A 19231-nucleotide genomic window follows, 5' to 3' on the forward strand; every position below is an offset into this window, starting at 1 on the left:
GGTAAGCGCTTCGTTCGGCTCTCTCCGAACCGTCGGGAGGGAGTGTAAAGGGTTTTCACTCGTCGCCGGCTACGTTGGGGCATGCTCCGGTGGATCCTCGCACTACTGCTGATCCCGTTTCTCGATGCGATACTCCTCGGGTTCGTCGCGACCGCCTACATCGGCTGGGTGCCGATGGTACTGCTGGTCGTCCTGACCGGTCTCGTCGGCATGTTACTCGTCCGGGCTGAGGGGCGACGAACGATCCGAAAGATGCAGCGCTCGCTCGCCGAGGGGAAGCCGCCAACCGACGAACTCCTCGACGGCGGCTTCCTGATCGCCTCCGGCGCGTTCCTGCTCACCCCGGGGCTGGTCACGGACCTGATCGGATTCCTGCTGGTCGTCCCGCTGACCCGGATCCCGATCCGAACCGCCCTCAAACGCTACGTGATCGTTCCGTACGCGGACAAGAAGACCGGCGGCTTCGCGAGCGGGAACGTCTGGACGTTTGGCTTCCCGGAGGGCAGCGCCAACGGAAGCGAGGGACAGGCCCAGTGGTCCGACGGGGGCAACACCTACGACCTCAGCGAGGACGACTACAGCGTCGACAGCGAGGAGTCGTACACGGTCGAGTTCGGCGACGAACGTACCGACTCGAGCGACGAGGATCCCGACGACCCCTACGCCCGGTAGCGATTCTCACGCCTCTTCCAGAAAGAAACACTTAACCATCCCAGCGCACAACTGACTGATGCGGACGCGGGCCAATAGCTCAATTAGGTTGAGCGCCACTCTGATAAGGTGGAGGCTCTCGGTTCAAATCCGAGTTGGCCCACTGGTTTTCCGGCGAACAACACCGTGAGCCGGAAATCCGTGGCGAAGCTCGGACTTGAAGTAGAGAAGTCTCATGCCCGACAGCCGAGCGTAGCGAGGCGAGCAGGACTGTCTTCGTTCGGTTCAAATCCGAGTTGGCGCACTTCTTGCTCTGAACTGATTTCCGTAAACGATGAGCACGTGCTGCTTCGAGATTTGAGACGCTGTCGTGCTGGCCGCTGATTCGCGGACGGGAGCGAAATGAGTTCGAGTTGACTACGGTCTGACCGTGTCCGTCGTTTGTAGCGACCGAGTTCGCGAGTGGCCCTACCGAACCGTTGTGAAGACATGACCCCGAACTTCCGGCCGGTATCCGCTCGGACGGACAGCTCGAGTCACTCCGTTCTACGGACAGCGTCTTGAGGTGGTGACCATCGGTTGATCGAGTGGCCCGCCCGTGAGGAACTGTTGGTGGTCGTGCCGGTAGAATATAGCTTCTTCTTCAATTCGTTTCGTCCATCGTTGCAGCGGTTCGAGTCGATTCGCCGTGATACGTCCATGTTCCAGTCTGGACGGTTAACAGTCAATTAAGCGGTTTTCGAGGATCGGTTTGGAACCGAATCCGTCCGCGACCGTGGGTGTCATCGATCTTCGGCCATCCCGATTCCCGCCGAGTGATCTTTACCGACGCTATAATAAACAGCCAGAATAGATTTTCCCTGACTGTGATGTTGCCAGTCCGTAAACACCGACTGCTACCGATCGGCCGAACCGGTGTCGCCGATCCGGAGCTGAGGTGACATTTCGTGAGGTGTACGAACGGTGTGGTCTGTGCTGATGGATCGCTGTCGGACGGAGCGTTCGACGAGTGGCTTCCGTCCGAGCCGGCGATTCAGTACACGACCGACCACGTTGCGATCGCGACCGACCCCAACGAGTGTCACTCGTCGGGTCAGTCTGCGGGTGCCGGGAACGAGTCCGTTCGCTGTTGGCTGCTCGGTGACGTCTACGGCTACGAAGCCGGCGGCGTGGGTCGATCCGGTGGCTACGAGCCCCGACCCGCCGACATCGACCCCGCACAGTACTGTCTGTCTCTGTACGAACGAACGGGACTCGAGTTCCTTGAGGGACTCAACGGGAACTACACGCTGTTGCTCTACGATCGTGAGAACCGCCACTTTACTCTCTGTACGGATCGATTCGGGACGGTTCCGGTCTACTGGACGCGAACCGACGACGACAGGATCGTCTTCTCGACGAACGTCCAACTGATTCCGTTCCACCCCGACGTCGACACCGCGTTCCATCCGGCATACCTCCACGAGTATCTCGCGTTTCGACGCACGTTCGGTGTCAAGACGCCGCTCGAGGGCGTCGAAAAGCTCGAGCCCGGAGCGATCACGTCGATCGGACTCGAGAACGGATCGGTTCGGGCCGACCAGTACTGGCGACCCCGGTACCGACCACGTGACGAGTCCTTCGAGTGGTTCGTCGAGGAGTTCACCGACCGGTTCCGGACCGTCGTCGACGAGTGGACACACGACGACTGCGAGTACGGCGTGTTACTGTCGGGGGGCAGTGACTCCCGGCTCGTCCTCGCCGCCCTCGACAACGCCACCGCGTTCCACATGAACGACTGGATGAACCGCGAGGCGCGCATCGCCGAGCGGGTGGCCCTCGAGGCCGGCGCCGAGTTCCGACTGCTCGAGCGCGGGGCCGACTACCGAATCGGTGCGCTCGAACGGAACCGCTGGGCCGACTCGTTCAACGGCTGGTTCAGTCAGCCGTACACCAGCGGGTTCGAAACCGAGATCACCAGTCGGGTCGACGGCGTGCTATCGGGACTGTACAGCGACTCACTGTTCGGCGAGTACGGCGTGCCATCGCCGAACGTCTCGCTCGGGCCCCTGGGCTCGATGACGGTCCCGATCGAACGGCCGGTCGACTCCGTCGACGAGTACATCGACCTGTTGCTGGAGACCGCAGCCGACGACCTCGAGATGCCGACCGATCTCCGCACGATCCTCGAGTCGAACATTTACCGGGATGGCGATCAGGTCGTCCACCACGGTGTCACCTACGAATCGCTCAAGGACGTCGTCTACTACGGCGACTGCTACCCGCTCTCGAACGACGACGATATGCGGTTCCACAGCGATCTCCGCCGGATGCTTCCGTACCGATCGCCGTTCCTCGACAACCGACTGCTCGATCTCTCGCTGTCGATGCCGCCCCGGTACAAGCTGCGTCGGGATCTGATCGGACAGGCCGTTACTCGGCTCGATCCCGACCTCGCGGCAATCCCACACGCCAGCACCGGCGTCTCGCTCTCTCGATCGTTCCCGGTTGAGTACGCCGGCGAACACTTCCTGGAGTTCTGGCGAAAGCACGTGACCAAGCGGACGCCGCCGAAGCCGTACCTGACCGACGGTCCGTGGTTGGACGACGCCGAACTGCTCCTGTCGTTCGATTTCACAGGCGAGGTCCTCGAGCAGCGCGGTCACCTGGCCGACGCGTTCCCCGGTCCGAACGCGGATGCGATCCGCAGACTGTACCACACGCACTGCCACGACGAGGACCGCGTCGGAGAGCTGTACACGCTGTTGACCGTCCTGACCATGCCAGTAACCGCCCACCTCACCGACTCCGAGACGACCGACCCGAACCGAGCGAAGCCGAACGCCTCGCGGTACCGTCAATCGAGGGTGATCGACGTTGAGTGACGAACGCGACGCGGTCGTCATCCCCGCATCCCGGTATCCACACGGCTACACCTCGGTCCGCTCGCTGGGGTCGAAAGGCGTGTACACGATCGCCGCGGTCGACGATCTGAATCTCAGCGTCACCGCCTCGCGCTACTGCGACGAGGCTGCGCTCGTGCCGCCGCCGAGTGACCTCCCGGCCTACCGGGATGCGCTGCTCGGACTGGCCGCCCGTCCCGACGTTCGGACGATCATCCCCCACCGCCCGCACGACACCTACATCCTCTCGCGGGAGTACGAGGCGTTCGACCGCCACGTCGACCTCGTCGTCCCGCCGATGGAGATGCTTCGGAACGTCCACGACCGCAAGCGCCTCGCCGAGATCGCGACCGACGCGGGCGTGGCGATCCCGGAGACGCAACTGCTCTCCGAGGTCCAGGACTGGAGCGACAACCGGATCGTCAAGTCCCGCTACAACCTGCTCACCGACGCCTACCTCGAGGAGTTCGAACTCGAGGACTCGAAGATCGCCAAATCCGTCGAACACATCGCACCCGGCGAGACGCCCGATACGGACGCGCTGATCGAGAAGATGGGTCACGAGCCGATCGTCCAGGAGTACGTCGAGGGCGCCGACGAGTACGTCTTCGGCGCGATGTACGAACACGGCGAGGCGCTTGGCACCTTCCAGCACCGTCAGCTCCGGGGTGACTCCTACACCGGCAGCGGCGGCGTCTATCGGGAGTCGGTCCATATCCCCGAACTCGAGGAGGCCGGGCGCGCGATCCTTGACGAGCTCGAGTGGCACGGGCTGGCCTGCATCGAGTACATCGAGGACGCCGAGACCGGCGAGTTCTCGATCGTCGAGATCAACCCGCGGATGTGGCAGTCGCTGGCCTGTGCGGTCAAGGCGGGCGCGGACTTCCCGGCCTGGTACTGGCTCGCAGCGACGGGTCGCAGCGAGCTGATCGATCCCACCTACGAGACCGGCGTCAGCACGCACTATCTCTACGGAGAACTCGAGCACCTCGTCAGCGTCGCCCGCGAGGAGTCGCCGTTCGTCGAACGGCCATCGCTCGCGGGACGGGCCGGCGAGATCGCCAAATCGTGCGTCGAGGATCGGTCGTTCGACTTCCTCCACCGCGACGATCCGATGCCGACCGTCCGGCAGGTTCGCAACGAGATCGGGGATGCCGTCGGCCGGCGACTCGGCTGACGGTCGTCGTCCGCAGGTCGACTTCGGTTCGGCCGATCAAACGTAGTTGCCCTCGCTTTCGTACACCGACGGATCGTCCCTGAACCGCTCCGCGACCGTCTCGAGGGTGACGAACTGCGCGTTCTCGTGGCGCTTGACGTACTGGACGAACTCCTCGAACAGCAGGATGATCTCGGAATCCCTGTAACCAGCGTCTCGACGTCCTGTTCGTCGAACAGCGCGGGCGTTCGGGGACCTCCATCGTTCCCTGTCGACAGGCCTCGAGAGAGGTCGGTAAGGGAGTCCTCGCCGTCGTACGAATCGAGCCGGCCGGCGACGCAGTCCGCGTCGACACCGATGGCCATATCAATCACTCTCGTTCGTCCGGAGAGCCACCGACGAGGAGCAAGAAACTAGGGGCTGCGCGTGTCGACGGCACAGAGCCGTTCGATAGACGGCGACATCCCCATCAGCATCGGCCCGAAGAGTCGGTATGGAACCGACGGAGTCCGCGGCCGGCGAGCCGGCACTGCTCGAGGACGCCTCACTGGAACTCCCAAACGGAACCGAGACGGCGACGTTCGGGATGGGCTGTTTCTGGGGTCCCGAGGCTCGCTTCGGCGCGCTCGAGGGGGTCGCCCGAACGCGTGTCGGGTACGCGGGCGGGACCGAGCCCGATCCGACGTACTTCGCGCTGGGTGATCACACTGAGGTCGTCCGGGTCGTCTACGACCCCGAGTTGCTGTCCTACGAGGACCTCCTCGAGACGTTCTGGGCGAACCACGACTGGCACTCGAGCGCGCCGAAGCGACAGTACCGCAGCGTCGTTCTCGCTCACGACGACGACCAGTACGAAACCGCGAGTCGGGAGCGGGCCGCGATCGCGGACCGAACCGGACGGTCGCCGGCGACCGATATCGAACGACTCTCGGCGTTCTACTCGGCCGAGCCGTCCCACCAGAAGTACGAACTCCGCTCGAGACCGACGGTCGGGGACGAACTCGAGACGCTGTACGGCGACTCGTTTGTCGACTCGACGGTCGTCGCGCGACTGAACGGATTCGTCGCCGGATACGGTAACCGAAGCCAGCGTGAGACGCTGCTTGCGGGGCTGGATCTGCCGGCGTCCCTGCTCGCGGAACTCCGGCGGGTGGTTTGATCCTCACCGGTCGCGATCTAAACCTATTCATAGGACGAGGCGGTTACCCGTGAGTGTGGAACGAACCGACCTGAGCACGTGGAAGCGGGACTTCGGGCGCGGACTCATCGTCATCGTTCCGATCATGATCACGGCGTTTCTCGTCTACGTGCTCTACCTGTTCGTCTCGACGTTCGTTCCGACGATGCTGCTCGACGGCGCCGCTCTCGAGCCAGTCCTCCCCGGCGTCGGCGACCGAGCGCGCGAGGTCGCCGCAGGATTGTTGCGCGTCGTTACCGTCCTCTCGATCGTCGTCGCGTTGATGTACCTGCTCGGCCACCTCGCGCGGACGACGGCAGGAGAGCTGTTCGAGGCCTGGCTCGACCGCGCCGCGAACCGCGTCCCGGGGTTGCGGCTCGTCTACAACGCCTCGAAGACGACGACCGAGGTAACGGTCGGCTCCGACTCCGTCCAGGGACCGGTCAAACTCGAGATCTGGCACGGGGTCCGAATGACGGCGTTCAAAACCGGCCACCAGACGGACGACGACCAGATACTGTTGTTCCTGCCGACGGCGCCGAACATCTCCACGGGCTTCGTACTCGAGGCCGACCCCGACGATATCACGGAGCTCGACGAGACCACCGAATCCGCGCTGACGCGGATCATCAGCGCCGGCTTCGGCGGTGACGACGAAACGGGCCACGGACGCTCCGGTGAGCAGTCCCCTTCGAACCGTGGCCCGAAGTCGTGACGTTCGGGCGGCCAACTGACGCGTGAGCGCGAACTGTTGTCGTCGCTGCCCGTGTCCTCGCTGGTCGACATCGTTTCGATCGAGAATCGCCTCGTTGCCGAGCTGGTCCGTCGTGAATCCACGACGCCGCTCCCGAGAGCGTCAGGGCTGACCGGTGCTCTCGGGTTTTTCCGGAAGGTGCTGGTAGCTACGGAGCGCTCTCTCTTCGACGACGACGAGTAAAACGTCCCGTTCGTCGATCTCGGCGAACTCGTCGACGTCGACGACGAGCTGGTCGACCACCCGGTTGTCCTCCTCGAGTAGGATCACGACGTGTCGGCCATCGACGATCCGATCGACGACGCCGATGTACTGGTCGACGCCCTCGCTCGAGGCCGATTCCGATCGCGCAGCGGCCGCACTCGATCCGGCGACCGATGCGATTCCGAATGCGCCTGCAGTTCGAAGGACAGTTCGTCGCGACAGTTTCGTTCGATCTGTCATACCTCGGTTGGCCTCGGTTTGATATATAAATTCGTGGAACCGGAAGGGACAGTTCGATCACGAGCACCGAGACTAATAAGATTTCATATGTATAGGTAGAATACTACGGATACAAACAAATATGCAAAGCCGGATTCGAGTACGAGGTGTCTAAATAGGGCACTTCGGTGATGAATCGGCCACAAGCCATTCTGGAGCCTAAGGACGATACTTGGGTCAATAGAGGTATAATAATTAGAGTAACTCTCATAGAATATTTCGAATCTGAAGATCGGATCGTTGCTGTATCGTTCGATCTTGTGTCGATAGATATAGAAAGCTAGTATTATATATATATCTGGTACTTGTCGCTGAGCTTCCAGTCCGTATTACGGACATACCTGTGTAAACGCACCGCGGTCTCGGAACCCTTTTTGCTTGGTACGCCGTTCGCCGTACTAATGGCTGACCGTGACGCGACGTGTTGCAAGCTCGGCCGAGTCGCCGAGACGTACTCGCTCTCGGGACTCGACGAGGATCTGGTCTCGTACTGGACCGGGACGGGCGACGAACAGTACAGCACGCGAGAGCTGGCGACGATCGTCAACCAGCGGATCCTCGAGGCGGCCTTCGAGACGGCCGGCGTCTCGTACAAGGAAGGGGAGATCGAGAACACCTATCGGCTGCTCAGCGCCGACGACGTGACGAGCGGGACTCGAGTCCAGACGCGCAACGAACTCGAGCGCGACGGCGTCCCAGTCGACGACGTCGAATCGAACTTCGTCTCCCACCAGACCGTCTACAACCACCTCACCAAGTGTCTCGAGGCCGAACTCGCGACCCCGAGCGACGAGGAACGGCTCGAACGAGCCGAGGAGAAACTGGGTGCGCTTCAGAACCGGACCGAGGCGGTCACGGGCGATACGATCGCCCAACTGCGACGCAACGACGTCGTCGACATCGGTAAGTTCGACGTGCTCGTCTCCGTGACGGTGACCTGCGAGGAGTGCCAGCAGCAGTATACGGTGCGCGAACTCCTCGACGAGCGAGCCTGCGACTGTTCGGCCTAACGAGAGCTGAATCCGGCCCTGGTGGAAGCTGAATGGACAATACCTATTTGCCCGGCCGCGTTACCGGGCTGTATGAAGACGAGCCAGAACGTATCGAATCGGGAGACTCCAGACCAGACGACGCTCTCGGTGAGCAACATCGGCGGCATCGAGGAGACGACCGTCTCGTTCCAGCAGGGGATCACCGTCCTCTCGGGACGAAACGCGACGAACAGAACGTCGCTGCTCCAGGGCATCATGGCCGCACTCGGAAGCGACCGAGCGAGTCTCAAGGCCGACGCGAAGGTGGGTGAGGCCGTCCTTGAGTTCGGCGACGAGACGTACCGCCGGACGCTCCACCGTCAGAACGGGACTGTCGTCACGGAGGGCGATCCCTACCTCGAGGATCCGGAGGTTGCAGATCTGTTCGCGTTCTTGCTCGAGTCCAACGAAGCGCGTCGGGCCGTCGCTCGGGGCGACGAGCTTCGGGATCTGATCATGCGTCCGGTCGACACCGACGCAATCAAGGCCGAGATCCAGCAGCTCGAACAGCGAAAGCAGCGTATCGATGACGAACTCGACGAACTCGACGAACTCGAGGATCGGCTTCCCGATCTCGAGGCCAAGCGAACGCGGGTGAGCGACGAGATCGAGTCGCTCCGGGAGGAGCTCGAGGAAGCGGAAGCACAGCTCGAGGCGACGAACGTCGACGTCGAGACCCGCCGTGAGGAGCGCTCCGAGCTCGAGACGAAGCTGGACGAACTTCGCGGGACCCGATCCGACCTCGAGCGCACCCGCGACCGGATCGACACCGAACGCGAGAGCATCGCAGCCCTCGAGGACGAACGCGAGGAGGTCGAAGCGCAGCTGGAGGAGCTCTCGACGGGCGAGGAAACGGACGTCGGCCGCCTGGAGGCCGAGATCGACTCGCTACAGTCCCAGAAGGACGATCTCAACGAGGAGATCTCGCAGCTCCAGCGGACCGTGCAGTTCAACGAACGGCTGCTCGAGGAGGCTGGAGAGTTCCTCGACGACGATGGCCACGAACACGACGGCGGCGCCGTTACCGACCAGCTGCTGGCCGACAGCGACTCCGAGACGGTCACCTGCTGGACCTGCGGTTCGTCGGTCGCCACCGAACAGATCGAGAGCACGCTCGAGCAGCTTCGCGGGGTCCACCAGGACCGACTCGAGGAGCGCTCGGGGATCGACGACGAGCTCGACGAGAAGCGGGCGACGCTCACCGAAATAAACGAGAACCGAACGGAGTACAACCGAGCGGATCGACGACTCGACTCGATCGACGACGAGATCGAGCGCCGGCGCGACCGGATCGACGACCTCACCGACGAGCGGGAGTCGCTCACCGAGGAGATCGACGACCTCGAAAGCGAGATCGACGACCTCGAGAGCGACGGCTCCGAGGACATCCTCGAACAGCATCGCGAGGTCAACCAGCTCGAGTTCGAACTCGAGCGCAAGGAGCGCGAGCGCGACGAGATCGAAGACGAGATCGCCGACGTCGAGGACCGACTCGGCGACCGCGAGGGTCTCGAGAGCCGCCGCGAGGAGACGACCGAGGAGCTGACGGACCTGCGAACCCGAATCGACCGCATCGAGGAGGACGCTGTCGAGGCGTTTAACGAGCACATGGAGAACCTGCTCGAGACGCTGGGCTACAGCAACCTCGATCGGATCTGGATCGATCGCACCACGCGGGAGGTCCGCGAGGGCCGTCGGAAGGTCTCGCGGTCCTCCTTCGACCTCAAGATCGTCCGCAGCACCGAGGAGGGTGCAGCCTACGAGGACGCGATCGAACACCTAAGCGAGAGCGAACGCGAGGTGACGGGACTGGTGTTCGCACTGGCAGGGTACCTCGTCCACGACGTCTACGAGACGGTGCCGTTCATGCTGCTCGACTCCCTCGAGGCGATCGATGCAGAGCGGATCACGGCGCTGGTCGAGTACTTCGAATCGTACGCGCCGTACCTCGTCGTGGCGCTGCTCGACGAGGACGCCGAACAGCTGGCCCAGAGCCACGACGTCGTCTCCGAGATCTAGCGGTTCGGCTCGATCGGACGCCCTTTTCGGCGATAGGCGGATCAGTCGTCGCGAATCGCCACTGCTACGTGAACGCCTGAAAGCCCGTCAGCTCCTCGCCGAGGACGAGCGTGTGGATGTCGTGGGTCCCCTCGTAGGTGTAGACCGTCTCCATGTTCGCCATGTGGCGCATCGGCGAGTAGTCGGTCGTGATCCCGTTCCCGCCGAGCATCTCGCGGGCGACTCGCGACTGGTCCCGGGCGGTTCGGACGTTGTTTCGCTTCGCCATCGAGACGTGCTGCGGTTGCATCTCGCCGCGTTCCTTGAGCTCCGCCAGGCGGTAGGCCAGCAGCTGAGCGAGCGTAATCTGGGTCGCCATCTCGGCGAGCTTCTCCTGTTGGAGCTGGAAGCGACCGATCGGCCCGCCGAACTGCTCGCGCTCGGTAGCGTATGCGCGGGCTTCCTCGAAACAATCGCGGGCGGCCCCGACCGCACCCCAGGCGATCCCGAACCGAGCCTGCGTGAGACACGACAGCGGCCCCTTCATCCCCGAGACGCCGGGCAGGACGTTCTCCTCGGGAACCCGAACGTCGTTGAGCCCGATCTCGCCCGTGATCGATGCTCGCAGGGAGAGCTTTTCGGTGAGCTTGTTCGTCGAGACGCCGTCCCGATCGGTCTCGACGAGAAATCCGCGAACGGGGTCGTTCTCGCTCGAGCGGTCCCGTGCCCAGACGACGGCGACGTCGGCGATCGGCGAGTTCGTGATCCAGGTCTTCGAGCCGTTCAGGACGTAGCCGTCCGCGTCAGCCTCGGCGTGGGTCTCCATCGCCGAGGGGTTCGAGCCGTGCTCGGGTTCGGTGAGGCCGAAACAGCCGATCGCTTCGCCTCGTCCCATCGCCGGGAGCCACTCCTCCTTCTGGGCCTCGCTGCCGTAGGCGTGGATCGGATACATCACGAGCGCACCCTGCACCGAGGCCATCGAGCGCAGCCCCGAGTCGCCGGCCTCGAGCTCCTGCATCAGCAGTCCGTACGCGGTCTCCGAGACGTTTGGCGAGCCGTACCCCTCGAGGTTCGGCGCGTAGAAGCCGAGTTCTCCCATCTTCGGGATGAGCTCCTCGGGAAAGGTTCCGGCCTCGAAGTGATCGCCGATGTCGGGTTTGACGTGTTCTTCGACGAACTCCCGGGCCGTGTCCCGGATCATGCGCTCCTCTTGGTCGAGATCGGCCTCGAGTTGGACGAAATCCAGCATACCGGATAGTACGCCAACGAGCCAATAGGCATTGTGGTACGCATTCTGTCACACGTCGTGATCAGGGTCGTCCGTCCAGTCCACGGGGCTGCTCAAGCGACCTCCCTCACCGACAGTATCTTACGACGGTTTTATATATCTTACAAGCCCTTACGATGTTTAGTATAGTCGGAGATATTTTGTACGTAGGATCCGACATCCGGGTATGGTATTCGCCCTGTCCGACGAGCACCGCGCGATCCGCGAGGCCGTCCGCGAGTTCGGCGAACACGAGATCGAACCGGTCGCCGAGGAATACGACCGGAACTGCACGTATCCCGAGAAGATCCGCAAGGAGGCGGCGACGTACGACCTCGTCGCTCCCGGGATTCCGCTCGAGTACGACGGCGCGGGGATGGACAAGCTCTCCTCGACGATCGTCACCGAGGAGCTGTGGCGGGCCGACCCCGGAATCGGCTCCGCGGTCGGCTCCGCGGGCTTCGGGACGAACATGATCCTCGAGTTCGGCGACGAGTGGATGAAAGCGGAGTGGCTCCCGAAGATTACCAACGGCGAGACGGCGTCGTGCTCGATGATCTCCGAACCCGCACACGGCTCGAACGTCGCGGGGATCGAGACGGTTGCGGAGAAAGATGGTGAGGAGTACGTGCTGAACGGGAACAAGATGTGGATCACCAACGGCACCGTCGCCGACGTCGGCGTCCTGATGGCCAAGACGAGTCCCGACGAGGGCCACCGCGGCATTACCGCCTTCCTCATTGAGATGGATTCCGACGGGATCCGGACCGAGAAGATCGACAACAAGCTCGGGATTCGCGCCTCCGACCTCGCGGAGGTCGTCGTCGACGACCTCCGCGTCCCCGCAGACAACGTCATCGGCGAGGTCGACGAGGGCTTCTACCAGCTGATGGAGTTCTTCGCTGCCGGACGGACCAGCGTCGCCGCCCAGGCCGTCGGAGCGGCCCAGGGTGCCCTGGACGCCGCACTCGAGTACGCCCAGGAACGCGAACAGTTCGACCAGCCGATCGCGGAGTTCCAGGCGATCGAGCACAAGCTCGCCGAGATGGCCACGAACGTCGAGGCCGCCCGCTCGCTGACCTACCGCGCCGCGACCCAGGTCGAGCAGGACAACCAGGAGGTCGCCGCGCGCTTTTCGAGCATGGCGAAGCTGTTCGCCTCCGAGCACGCGGTCGACGTCGCCGATGAGGCGATCCAGGTCCACGGCGGCTCTGGCTACGTCACGGACTACCCGGCCGAACGGTACTACCGCGACGCCCGGATTACGAAGATCTACGAGGGGACGAGCGAGATCCAGAAGAACATCATCGCCGACCGACTGCTGTAGTCGCTCCCGGGACGGGAAGCGTTCGGTTGACGAAACCTGGTTGTTTCGCGCGGCAATGCATTCGGCCCGTTCTGTCCAGATTGGAAAGTTGTCTCCGGTATAGAGTGGAATGATATAGTATCGGAATGAATAAATCAAATAGTTTGGTCCCTCTCTCGTTCGAATACAGTTTTGTACGCTACGGAAGACGATCGTTCGAGGAGAGATATGCCCTGGTAGGGGACCATTTACCGGCAGGATCATCGACTTCTGGTTCGAGATCTGTCCCCGAGAAGCGGCTCGATAGGTTTATTCCATGCGCCGGCGACCGACCGAACCTATCTATTTCAGTTAATTGTGCTAGCCCTGATGGGTTGGGTCTAGACGCCGCCACCTGGATCGATCGCTTCGACGGGATGGCTCGCCTCGCGCTCGAGCAGGTCGTCGAGCTGATCCTCACAGGAGGTGCCGCTGGCAAGGACCAGTCGATCCGCTGCGGTCGGGCTCTCGAACTGGTCGCGCAGTCGGTCGCCGACGTCCATGCTGAGTTCGTAGTACTCCTGCTTGTAGCCGAAGCTGCCGGCCATTCCGCAACACTCGACGTCGCTCTCGAAGACGTCGGCGTCGAGCTCCTCGAGGACGGCCGTCGTGTACGCCTCGAGTCCCAGCGTTCGCTGCTGGCAGTGGCTGTGGTAGGCGATCGGCTTCTCGGGCGCGCGAAGGGCAGCGGGGTCGGCGCCGTTTTCGAGACAGCCGTAGACGTACTCGAGGACCTCGTAGCTCCCGTCTCGGAGCCGTTCGAACGAGCGCTCGGGCAGCAGCTTCTCGTACTCCCGGTGGAACATTGCCAGATCCGAGGGTTCGATGACGACGACGTCTCGGCCCGCGTCGAGGTGTTCGGCCAGCGCCGCGTACACCTCGCTGGCCTGCTCGTCGGCGGTCGCGATCATCCCCTGAGAGAGCGGTGCGCGCCCGCTCTCGCCCACGTTGGGCACCGTGACGTGGACGTCGAGCGCCTCGAGTACCCGAACCGCGGCCTTCCCGCGGTCGACGTCGACGTAGTTCGTGTACGTGTCGGGGTAAAGGACGACCTCGCGGTCGGCTTCGCTCGCCGCGACTCGAGGGCCCCGCTCGTCGTACCACTCACGGAGCGTCTCGCGCTCGAACGCCGGCAGCGGGCGCCGGCTGTCGACGCCGACGGATCGCTCGAGCAGCGACCGAACCGGCCCGAGTTCGGCTACTCGATTCGCCAGGGGCGCGGTCGCGCTGCCGAGCTTCGCGAGGGTCTCGTAGTTGCCGAAGAGGCGCTTCTGGAGGTCGAGCCCGCTTGGCTCCTCGTCGGGGACGAGCTCGTCGTAGAGGAACTCGAAGCGGTCCGGATCGACCCCGTGGTTGAGCCGGTCGCGAACCACTGTGTTGATCCAGGGGATGTCGATCTCGACCGGACAGGCGTTGACGCAGCGCGAACAGCCCGTACAGAGGTCGTTGAACTCGGCGACGCTGTCGGCGCCGTGGACGCCGGCTTCCCAGCCCGTCGCGATCCCGCCCGAGTAGGTCTCCCCGCCGAAGGCGTGGCCGCCGACCGACTGGAAGTTCGCACAGGAGTTCGCACACGCGGAACACCGGATGCAGTACAGCGTCTCGCGGAGCTGGTCGTCCTCGCGCATCGCCGTGCGGCCGTTGTCGATCAACACGAGGTGAAAGTCGCGGTCGTCCTCTCGCTCGGCAAAGGCGACGTCGGGCTCGTCGATATCGACGGTCGGCGACTCGACCGGTGGCGTCAGCAGGGAGATGTAGGAGGTGATGTCCTGTCCGGTGCCCGACCGCCCGATCAGCTCGATAAACGGCGAGAGGTCTTCGACCGAGGGGACGACCTTCTCGATACCCGCGACTGCAACGTGAGTGTCGGGCACGACGGCCGTCTTACGGGCGTTTCCCTCGCTGGTGACGAGCATGATCGTCCCCGAGTCGGCCGTGATGAAGTTCGCACCCGTCATCCCGACGTCGGCCTCGCGGATCTGCTCGCCGAGTCGCTCGCGGGCGAACATCGTCAGCTCCTCGGCGGTCTCGAGCGGTTCCTCGAGGTCGAAGCGGTCGTTGAACAGCCGGGCGATCTCGGCGCGTGAGCGGTGGATCGCCGGCGCGACGATGTGGGAAGGGGACTCGTCGGCGACCTGTAACACCCACTCGCCGAGGTCGGTCTCGACGACGTCGACGCCGTCGCCCTCGAGTGCGTCGTTGACCTCGAGCTCTTCGCTGGTCATCGATTTCGACTTGACGACCCGGTCGGCCTCCTTCTCGGCGGCGATCTCCCGGATGTAGCGGTTGGCGTCTGCGGCGTCGTCGGCGAGGTAGACCGTCCCGCCGTTTGCCTCGACGGTTTGAGTCACTTGCTCGAGCAGCTCCGGTAGGCGCTCGATCGCGTCCTCCTTGATGCCGCGGGCCTCACCCTTTAGCTCCTCGTAGGACTCGAGGTCGGCGACGGCCTCGTACCGCCCCCGGTTGAAGCCGGCGGTGTTGGCCTCGACGGCGTCGCCCTCGGTCTCGAGGAGGTGGCGGATCCGGGCTGCCTTCGCCCGTCGGTCGTCGGGCTTACTCATCGCCGCCCTCCTCGAGCAGGACGACGTGGACCGCCTTCGGCCCGTGGGCGCCTTTCACGAGCGACCCCATGTCGGCGGTCGCGCTCGGACCCGTCGCGAGGATCGCGCTGTCGCCGTCCCGAAGTGCCGGTCCGAGGCGGTCGATCGCCGTCGGCATGTCGGGGACCAGATCCGCCTCCCGGAGGACGGCGACGTGGAGGTCCGGAAAGAGGCTCACCTGCTCGGCGCCGTCCTCGGTCGACGGCAGGACGACGCTGCCGTAGTCGGCGATCCCGAACGAGGCGGCGGTGACGCCCGTCGTCGCCGCCTCGAGCGTCCGCGGCGACGGTTCTTCGTCGACCCACGCCGGCAGCGAGACGCCGTCGAACGGGAGGGGGGTACCCACGACGGGGTCGTCGACGACGTCCTCGAGCGTCGCCTCGAACGAAGCTGGTTCGGTCCGGCTCACGCTGACCTCGAGGTCGGCAAGCGAGTCCTGGAACCGCCGTCGAAGCGACCCTGATTCGGTACTCATATCTCGACCCTGCGACCCGATCCACATTACTGTTGTGCAACCCGTTCCCTCGAGTGGCTGTCTCACCACCGGGAGCGACTCCCCGGTGCCGTCGAGGGGTCGGTTCGCGGGTCGGCCGCGAGGGGCCGTGACGAAAACCCTCCTCTAGCCCAGCAACTATATGTGGGGTCCACTCATGGTCGGATAATGGCCGTTCGATTCTCCCTCGAGCGCGGCGGTGACCGTCCCCCTTCGGTTCTCGGCGGTCGTTCAAGTATCGCGACAGGAACTTTCACCGCGGACGAACGCCGACCACCCCTATGACGACGACGCCACCCTCCCGGTCGGATCCGGCCGACGATCCCAGAGCCGACTACGACTACCGGAGTGACGACGTCGATCGGCCGGCGCTGGTCGAGGACATCGGCGGGCTGATCGACGGCGACGTGCGCGCGGACTCGTACTCGCGAGAGCTGTACGCAACCGACGCGAGCATCTACGAGGTGACGCCCGTCGCGGTCGTCTTCCCGCGCTCGGCCGACGATGTCTCCGCGACCGTCGAGTACTGTGCCGAACGGGGGATCCCGGTACTGCCGCGGGGCGGCGGAACGAGCCTCGCCGGCCAGACGGTCAACGAGGCGGTCGTACTCGACTTTACGCTGTCCATGGACGGCGTCGTCGACGTCGACCCCGACGCCCGTCGGGCGACCGCCCAGCCCGGAATCTACCTCGAGACGCTCAACGAGACCCTCGAGCCCCACGGGCTGAAGTTCGCCCCCGACCCGGCCTGGGGGGACAAGAGCGCCCTCGGGGGCGCGATCGGCAACAACTCGACGGGCGCCCACTCGCTGCAGTACGGCAAGACCGACGCCTACGTCGAGGAAGTAGAGGTCGTCCTCGCCGACGGCAGCCGCACGCGGTTCGGCGAGGTCGCCGTAGAGGAGCTGCCCGAGCTCGCCGACGGCGACGATCTCGAGTCAGCGATCTACGCCGAGGTGGCTCGCGTTCTCGAGGAGCGAGGCGACCTGATCGAGGAAGCGTACCCCGACCTCAAGCGCAACGTCTCCGGCTATAACCTGGACTGGTTGGTCGAGGACGCCCGCGGAGCCGAGCGCGGGGTGGGGGAGCCCGACTCCGAGGGCGGAACGATCAACCTCGCGAAGCTCCTCTGTGGCAGCGAGGGAACCCTCGCGATCGTCACCGAGGCGACCGTCTCGCTCGAGCCGATCCCCGCCGAGAAGAGCATGACGCTGCTCGCCTACGACACTGTCCTCGACGCGATGGACGACGTGGCGGCGATCGTCGACCACGACGCGGCCGCGGTCGAGGTCATCGACGACGTGCTGATCGACCTCGCACGGGGGACAGCCGAGTTCGCGCCCGTCACGGAGATGCTGCCGGAGGGAACGGGAGCGGTCCTCATTGTCGAGTTCTACGCCGAGGACGCCGCCGACGGAAAGCGACGAGTCGCGAACCTGCTGGCCGACCGCTGTCCGTCGGTCGATCCCGTCGGCGAGGTCGACCCCCCCGAGGAACGTATCGTCACCGACGAGGCGGTCCACGCGTTCGACGCGATCGAGGCCCACGACGCCGAGAGCCGAAGCCAGATCTGGAAGCTGCGAAAGTCCGGGCTCCCGATCCTGCTCTCGCGGACGACCGACGAGAAGCACATTGCCTTCCTTGAGGACACCGCCATCCCGCCCGAGAACCTCCCGGCGTTCGTCGCGGACTTCCAGGCGGTGCTGGAGGATCACGACACCTACGCCAGCTTCTACGCCCACGCGGGACCCGGCGTTTTGCATATCCGACCCCTGATCGACACGAAGACCGAGGCGGGCCTCGAGGAGATGGGATCGATCGCCGATGCCGTCACCGATCTGGTCGTCGAGTACGACGGCTCGGTCTCGGGCGAGCACGGCGACGGCCGCGCGCGCACCCAGTGGAACCGCAAGCTGTACGGTGAGGAGCTCTGGGAGACCTTCCAGGAGCTGAAGACGGCGTTCGACCCCGACTGGCTGCTCAATCCCGGCCAGGTCGTCTTCCGCGACGACGATCCCACCGAGGTGACCGAGCACCACCGCTTCGGCCCCGACTACGAGTTCGAACCCGGCTTCGAGCCCACCCTCGAGTGGGACAACGACAACGGCTTTCAGGGGATGGTCGAGCTCTGTCACGGCTGTGGCGGCTGTCGGGGCGAGCAGTCGACGACGGGCGGCGTGATGTGTCCGACGTTCCGGGCGAGCGAGGAGGAGATTACGAGCACCCGCGGGCGGGCGAACGCGCTCCGGCAGGCGATGAGCGGTGACCTCGAGCCCGGCGAGGCCTTTTCCGACGAGTTCGTCGAGGAGGTGATGGACCTCTGTATCGGCTGCAAGGGCTGTGCGATCGACTGTCCGAGCGAGGTCGACATGGCGAAGCTCAAAGCCGAGGTCACCCACGAGTACCACGAACGAAACGGCTCGTCGCTGCGGGATCGGCTCTTTGCGAACGTTTCGACCCTCTCGAAGTGGGGGTCGAAGTTCCCGCTGCTCTCGAGCGCTGCCCCGAAGCTCCCCGGCGCCCGCAAGCTGCTCGAGGCGACCGTCGGGATCGACTCGAGCCGACCGCTGCCGTCGTTCCAACCGATGACGTTTCGGGACTGGTTCGAGGAGCGAGGTGGCTCGCGCGTTCCCGAGCGCGGCGCCGATCGGAAGGCGATCGTCTACCCCGACACCTACACCAACTACAGCCACCCCGAGGCGGGGAAGGCTGCCGTGCGCGTCCTCGAGGCCGCGGGCGTCCCCGTCAGGGTGCCCGACGACCTGGACGACACGGGCCGACCCGCGTTCTCGAAGGGCTTTCTCGAGCAGGCCGGCGAGACCGCCCGCGAGAACGTCCGGGCGCTCGCCCCGCTGGTCGAGGAGGGGTGGGACGTGGTCGTGATCGAACCCTCCGATGCGGTGATGCTCCAGTCGGACTACCTCGACCTGCTCTCCGACGAGGAGGCTCAAACCCTGGCGGAGGCGGGCTACGGAATCTGCGAGTACCTCGATACGTTTCGGCTCGACGAACGGCTCGCGTTCGACGCGCCTGAGGAGTCGCTGACCTACCACGGCCACTGCCACCAGAAGGCGACGGCCAAGGACCACCACGCCGTCGGCGTCCTCCGGCGGGCGGGGTACGCCGTCGACCCCCTCGACTCGGGCTGTTGCGGGATGGCTGGCAGTTTCGGGTACGAGGCCGAACACGGCTCGATGAGCGACGCGATCGCCTCGATCCTCTACGACCAGGTCGACTCGAGTCCCGGGGAGCGGGTTGTCGCCCCTGGCGCCTCGTGTCGGACCCAGCTGCAGAACCGCGACGGAGACACGGAGGAGCCCCCGACGCCGATCCAACTCGTCGACGCCGCGCTTCGGTAGCTCCCGCTCGAAACCTTCCAGTCGAAATGCCCGGT

The 19231-nt window shown here is 64.5% G+C and carries 13 protein-coding genes, 1 tRNA gene and 1 pseudogene; 10 read left to right on the forward strand and 5 right to left on the reverse strand.

The genetic code is table 11. The features are described 5' to 3' along the window. The first annotated feature begins 81 nt into the window (after positions 1-81). From QA600_RS01385 to QA600_RS01400, 4 genes are all read left to right on the forward strand, one after another. Positions 82-672, forward strand: a complete 591-nt coding sequence (locus QA600_RS01385; RefSeq protein WP_005554347.1) for an FxsA family protein — start codon at positions 82-84, stop codon at positions 670-672. Positions 673-740: 68 nt separating this feature from the next. Further along, positions 741-814 (forward strand) — tRNA-Ile (locus QA600_RS01390). Positions 815-1616: 802 nt separating this feature from the next. Next, positions 1617-3515, forward strand: coding sequence for an asparagine synthase-related protein (locus tag QA600_RS01395; protein ID WP_278290175.1), 1899 nt, complete (start codon positions 1617-1619; stop codon positions 3513-3515). Continuing rightward, positions 3508-4710, forward strand: coding sequence for a carboxylate--amine ligase (locus QA600_RS01400; RefSeq protein WP_278290177.1), 1203 nt, complete (start codon positions 3508-3510; stop codon positions 4708-4710). The genes QA600_RS01395 and QA600_RS01400 overlap by 8 nt, the downstream gene beginning before the upstream one ends. 191 nt (positions 4711-4901) lie before the next feature. Here QA600_RS01400 and QA600_RS22785 read toward each other — a convergent pair. Then, a pseudogene (locus QA600_RS22785) lies at positions 4902-5054 on the reverse strand (polysaccharide deacetylase); the annotation flags it as partial. Positions 5055-5182: 128 nt separating this feature from the next. Here QA600_RS22785 and QA600_RS01405 point away from each other — a divergent pair. Together QA600_RS01405 and QA600_RS01410 are read left to right on the forward strand one after the other, a co-directional pair. After that, complete coding sequence (locus QA600_RS01405; protein WP_278290178.1) at positions 5183-5848, forward strand: peptide-methionine (S)-S-oxide reductase; 666 nt, start codon at positions 5183-5185, stop codon at positions 5846-5848. A 55-nt stretch (positions 5849-5903) separates the two neighbouring features. Further along, complete coding sequence (locus tag QA600_RS01410) at positions 5904-6581, forward strand: DUF502 domain-containing protein (RefSeq protein WP_278290179.1); 678 nt, start codon at positions 5904-5906, stop codon at positions 6579-6581. A gap of 141 nt (positions 6582-6722) precedes the next feature. Here QA600_RS01410 and QA600_RS01415 read toward each other — a convergent pair whose 3' ends face one another. After that, the gene (locus tag QA600_RS01415; RefSeq protein WP_278290180.1) at positions 6723-7064 is read right to left on the reverse strand and encodes a hypothetical protein; all 342 of its coding nucleotides are present in this window, start codon (positions 7062-7064) and stop codon (positions 6723-6725) included. Positions 7065-7504: 440 nt separating this feature from the next. On the opposite strand from QA600_RS01415, the gene rdfA reads away from it, so the two are divergent. Continuing rightward, on the forward strand, positions 7505-8113 hold the full coding sequence (gene rdfA, locus QA600_RS01420) for a rod-determining factor RdfA (protein WP_278290181.1): 609 nt from the start codon (positions 7505-7507) through the stop codon (positions 8111-8113). 72 nt (positions 8114-8185) lie between these two features. Next, entirely contained in the window at positions 8186-10153 is a 1968-nt protein-coding gene (locus tag QA600_RS01425; protein WP_278290182.1) for an archaea-specific SMC-related protein, read from the forward strand. Positions 10154-10217: 64 nt separating this feature from the next. On the opposite strand, the gene QA600_RS01430 is transcribed toward QA600_RS01425, so the two are convergent. Then, complete coding sequence (locus QA600_RS01430) at positions 10218-11381, reverse strand: acyl-CoA dehydrogenase family protein (RefSeq protein WP_278290183.1); 1164 nt, start codon at positions 11379-11381, stop codon at positions 10218-10220. A 205-nt stretch (positions 11382-11586) separates the two neighbouring features. Here QA600_RS01430 and QA600_RS01435 point away from each other — a divergent pair, with 205 nt between their 5' ends. Continuing rightward, positions 11587-12726: an acyl-CoA dehydrogenase family protein gene (locus tag QA600_RS01435; RefSeq protein ID WP_278290184.1), complete on the forward strand. Its 1140-nt coding sequence runs from the start codon at positions 11587-11589 to the stop codon at positions 12724-12726. Between the two features lie 359 nt (positions 12727-13085). Here QA600_RS01435 and QA600_RS01440 read toward each other — a convergent pair whose 3' ends face one another. Beyond that, positions 13086-15305, reverse strand: coding sequence for an LUD domain-containing protein (locus QA600_RS01440; RefSeq protein ID WP_278290185.1), 2220 nt, complete (start codon positions 15303-15305; stop codon positions 13086-13088). After that, complete coding sequence (locus tag QA600_RS01445) at positions 15298-15819, reverse strand: LUD domain-containing protein (RefSeq protein ID WP_278290186.1); 522 nt, start codon at positions 15817-15819, stop codon at positions 15298-15300. The genes QA600_RS01440 and QA600_RS01445 overlap by 8 nt, the downstream gene beginning before the upstream one ends. A gap of 299 nt (positions 15820-16118) precedes the next feature. Between QA600_RS01445 and QA600_RS01450 the strand changes: the two genes are divergently transcribed. Then, on the forward strand, positions 16119-19196 hold the full coding sequence (locus QA600_RS01450) for an FAD-binding and (Fe-S)-binding domain-containing protein (protein ID WP_278290187.1): 3078 nt from the start codon (positions 16119-16121) through the stop codon (positions 19194-19196). Positions 19197-19231: the final 35 nt, after the last annotated feature.

The sequence above is a fragment of the Natronococcus sp. A-GB1 genome (assembly GCF_029688845.1).
Classification (GTDB): Archaea; Halobacteriota; Halobacteria; order Halobacteriales; family Natrialbaceae; genus Natronococcus.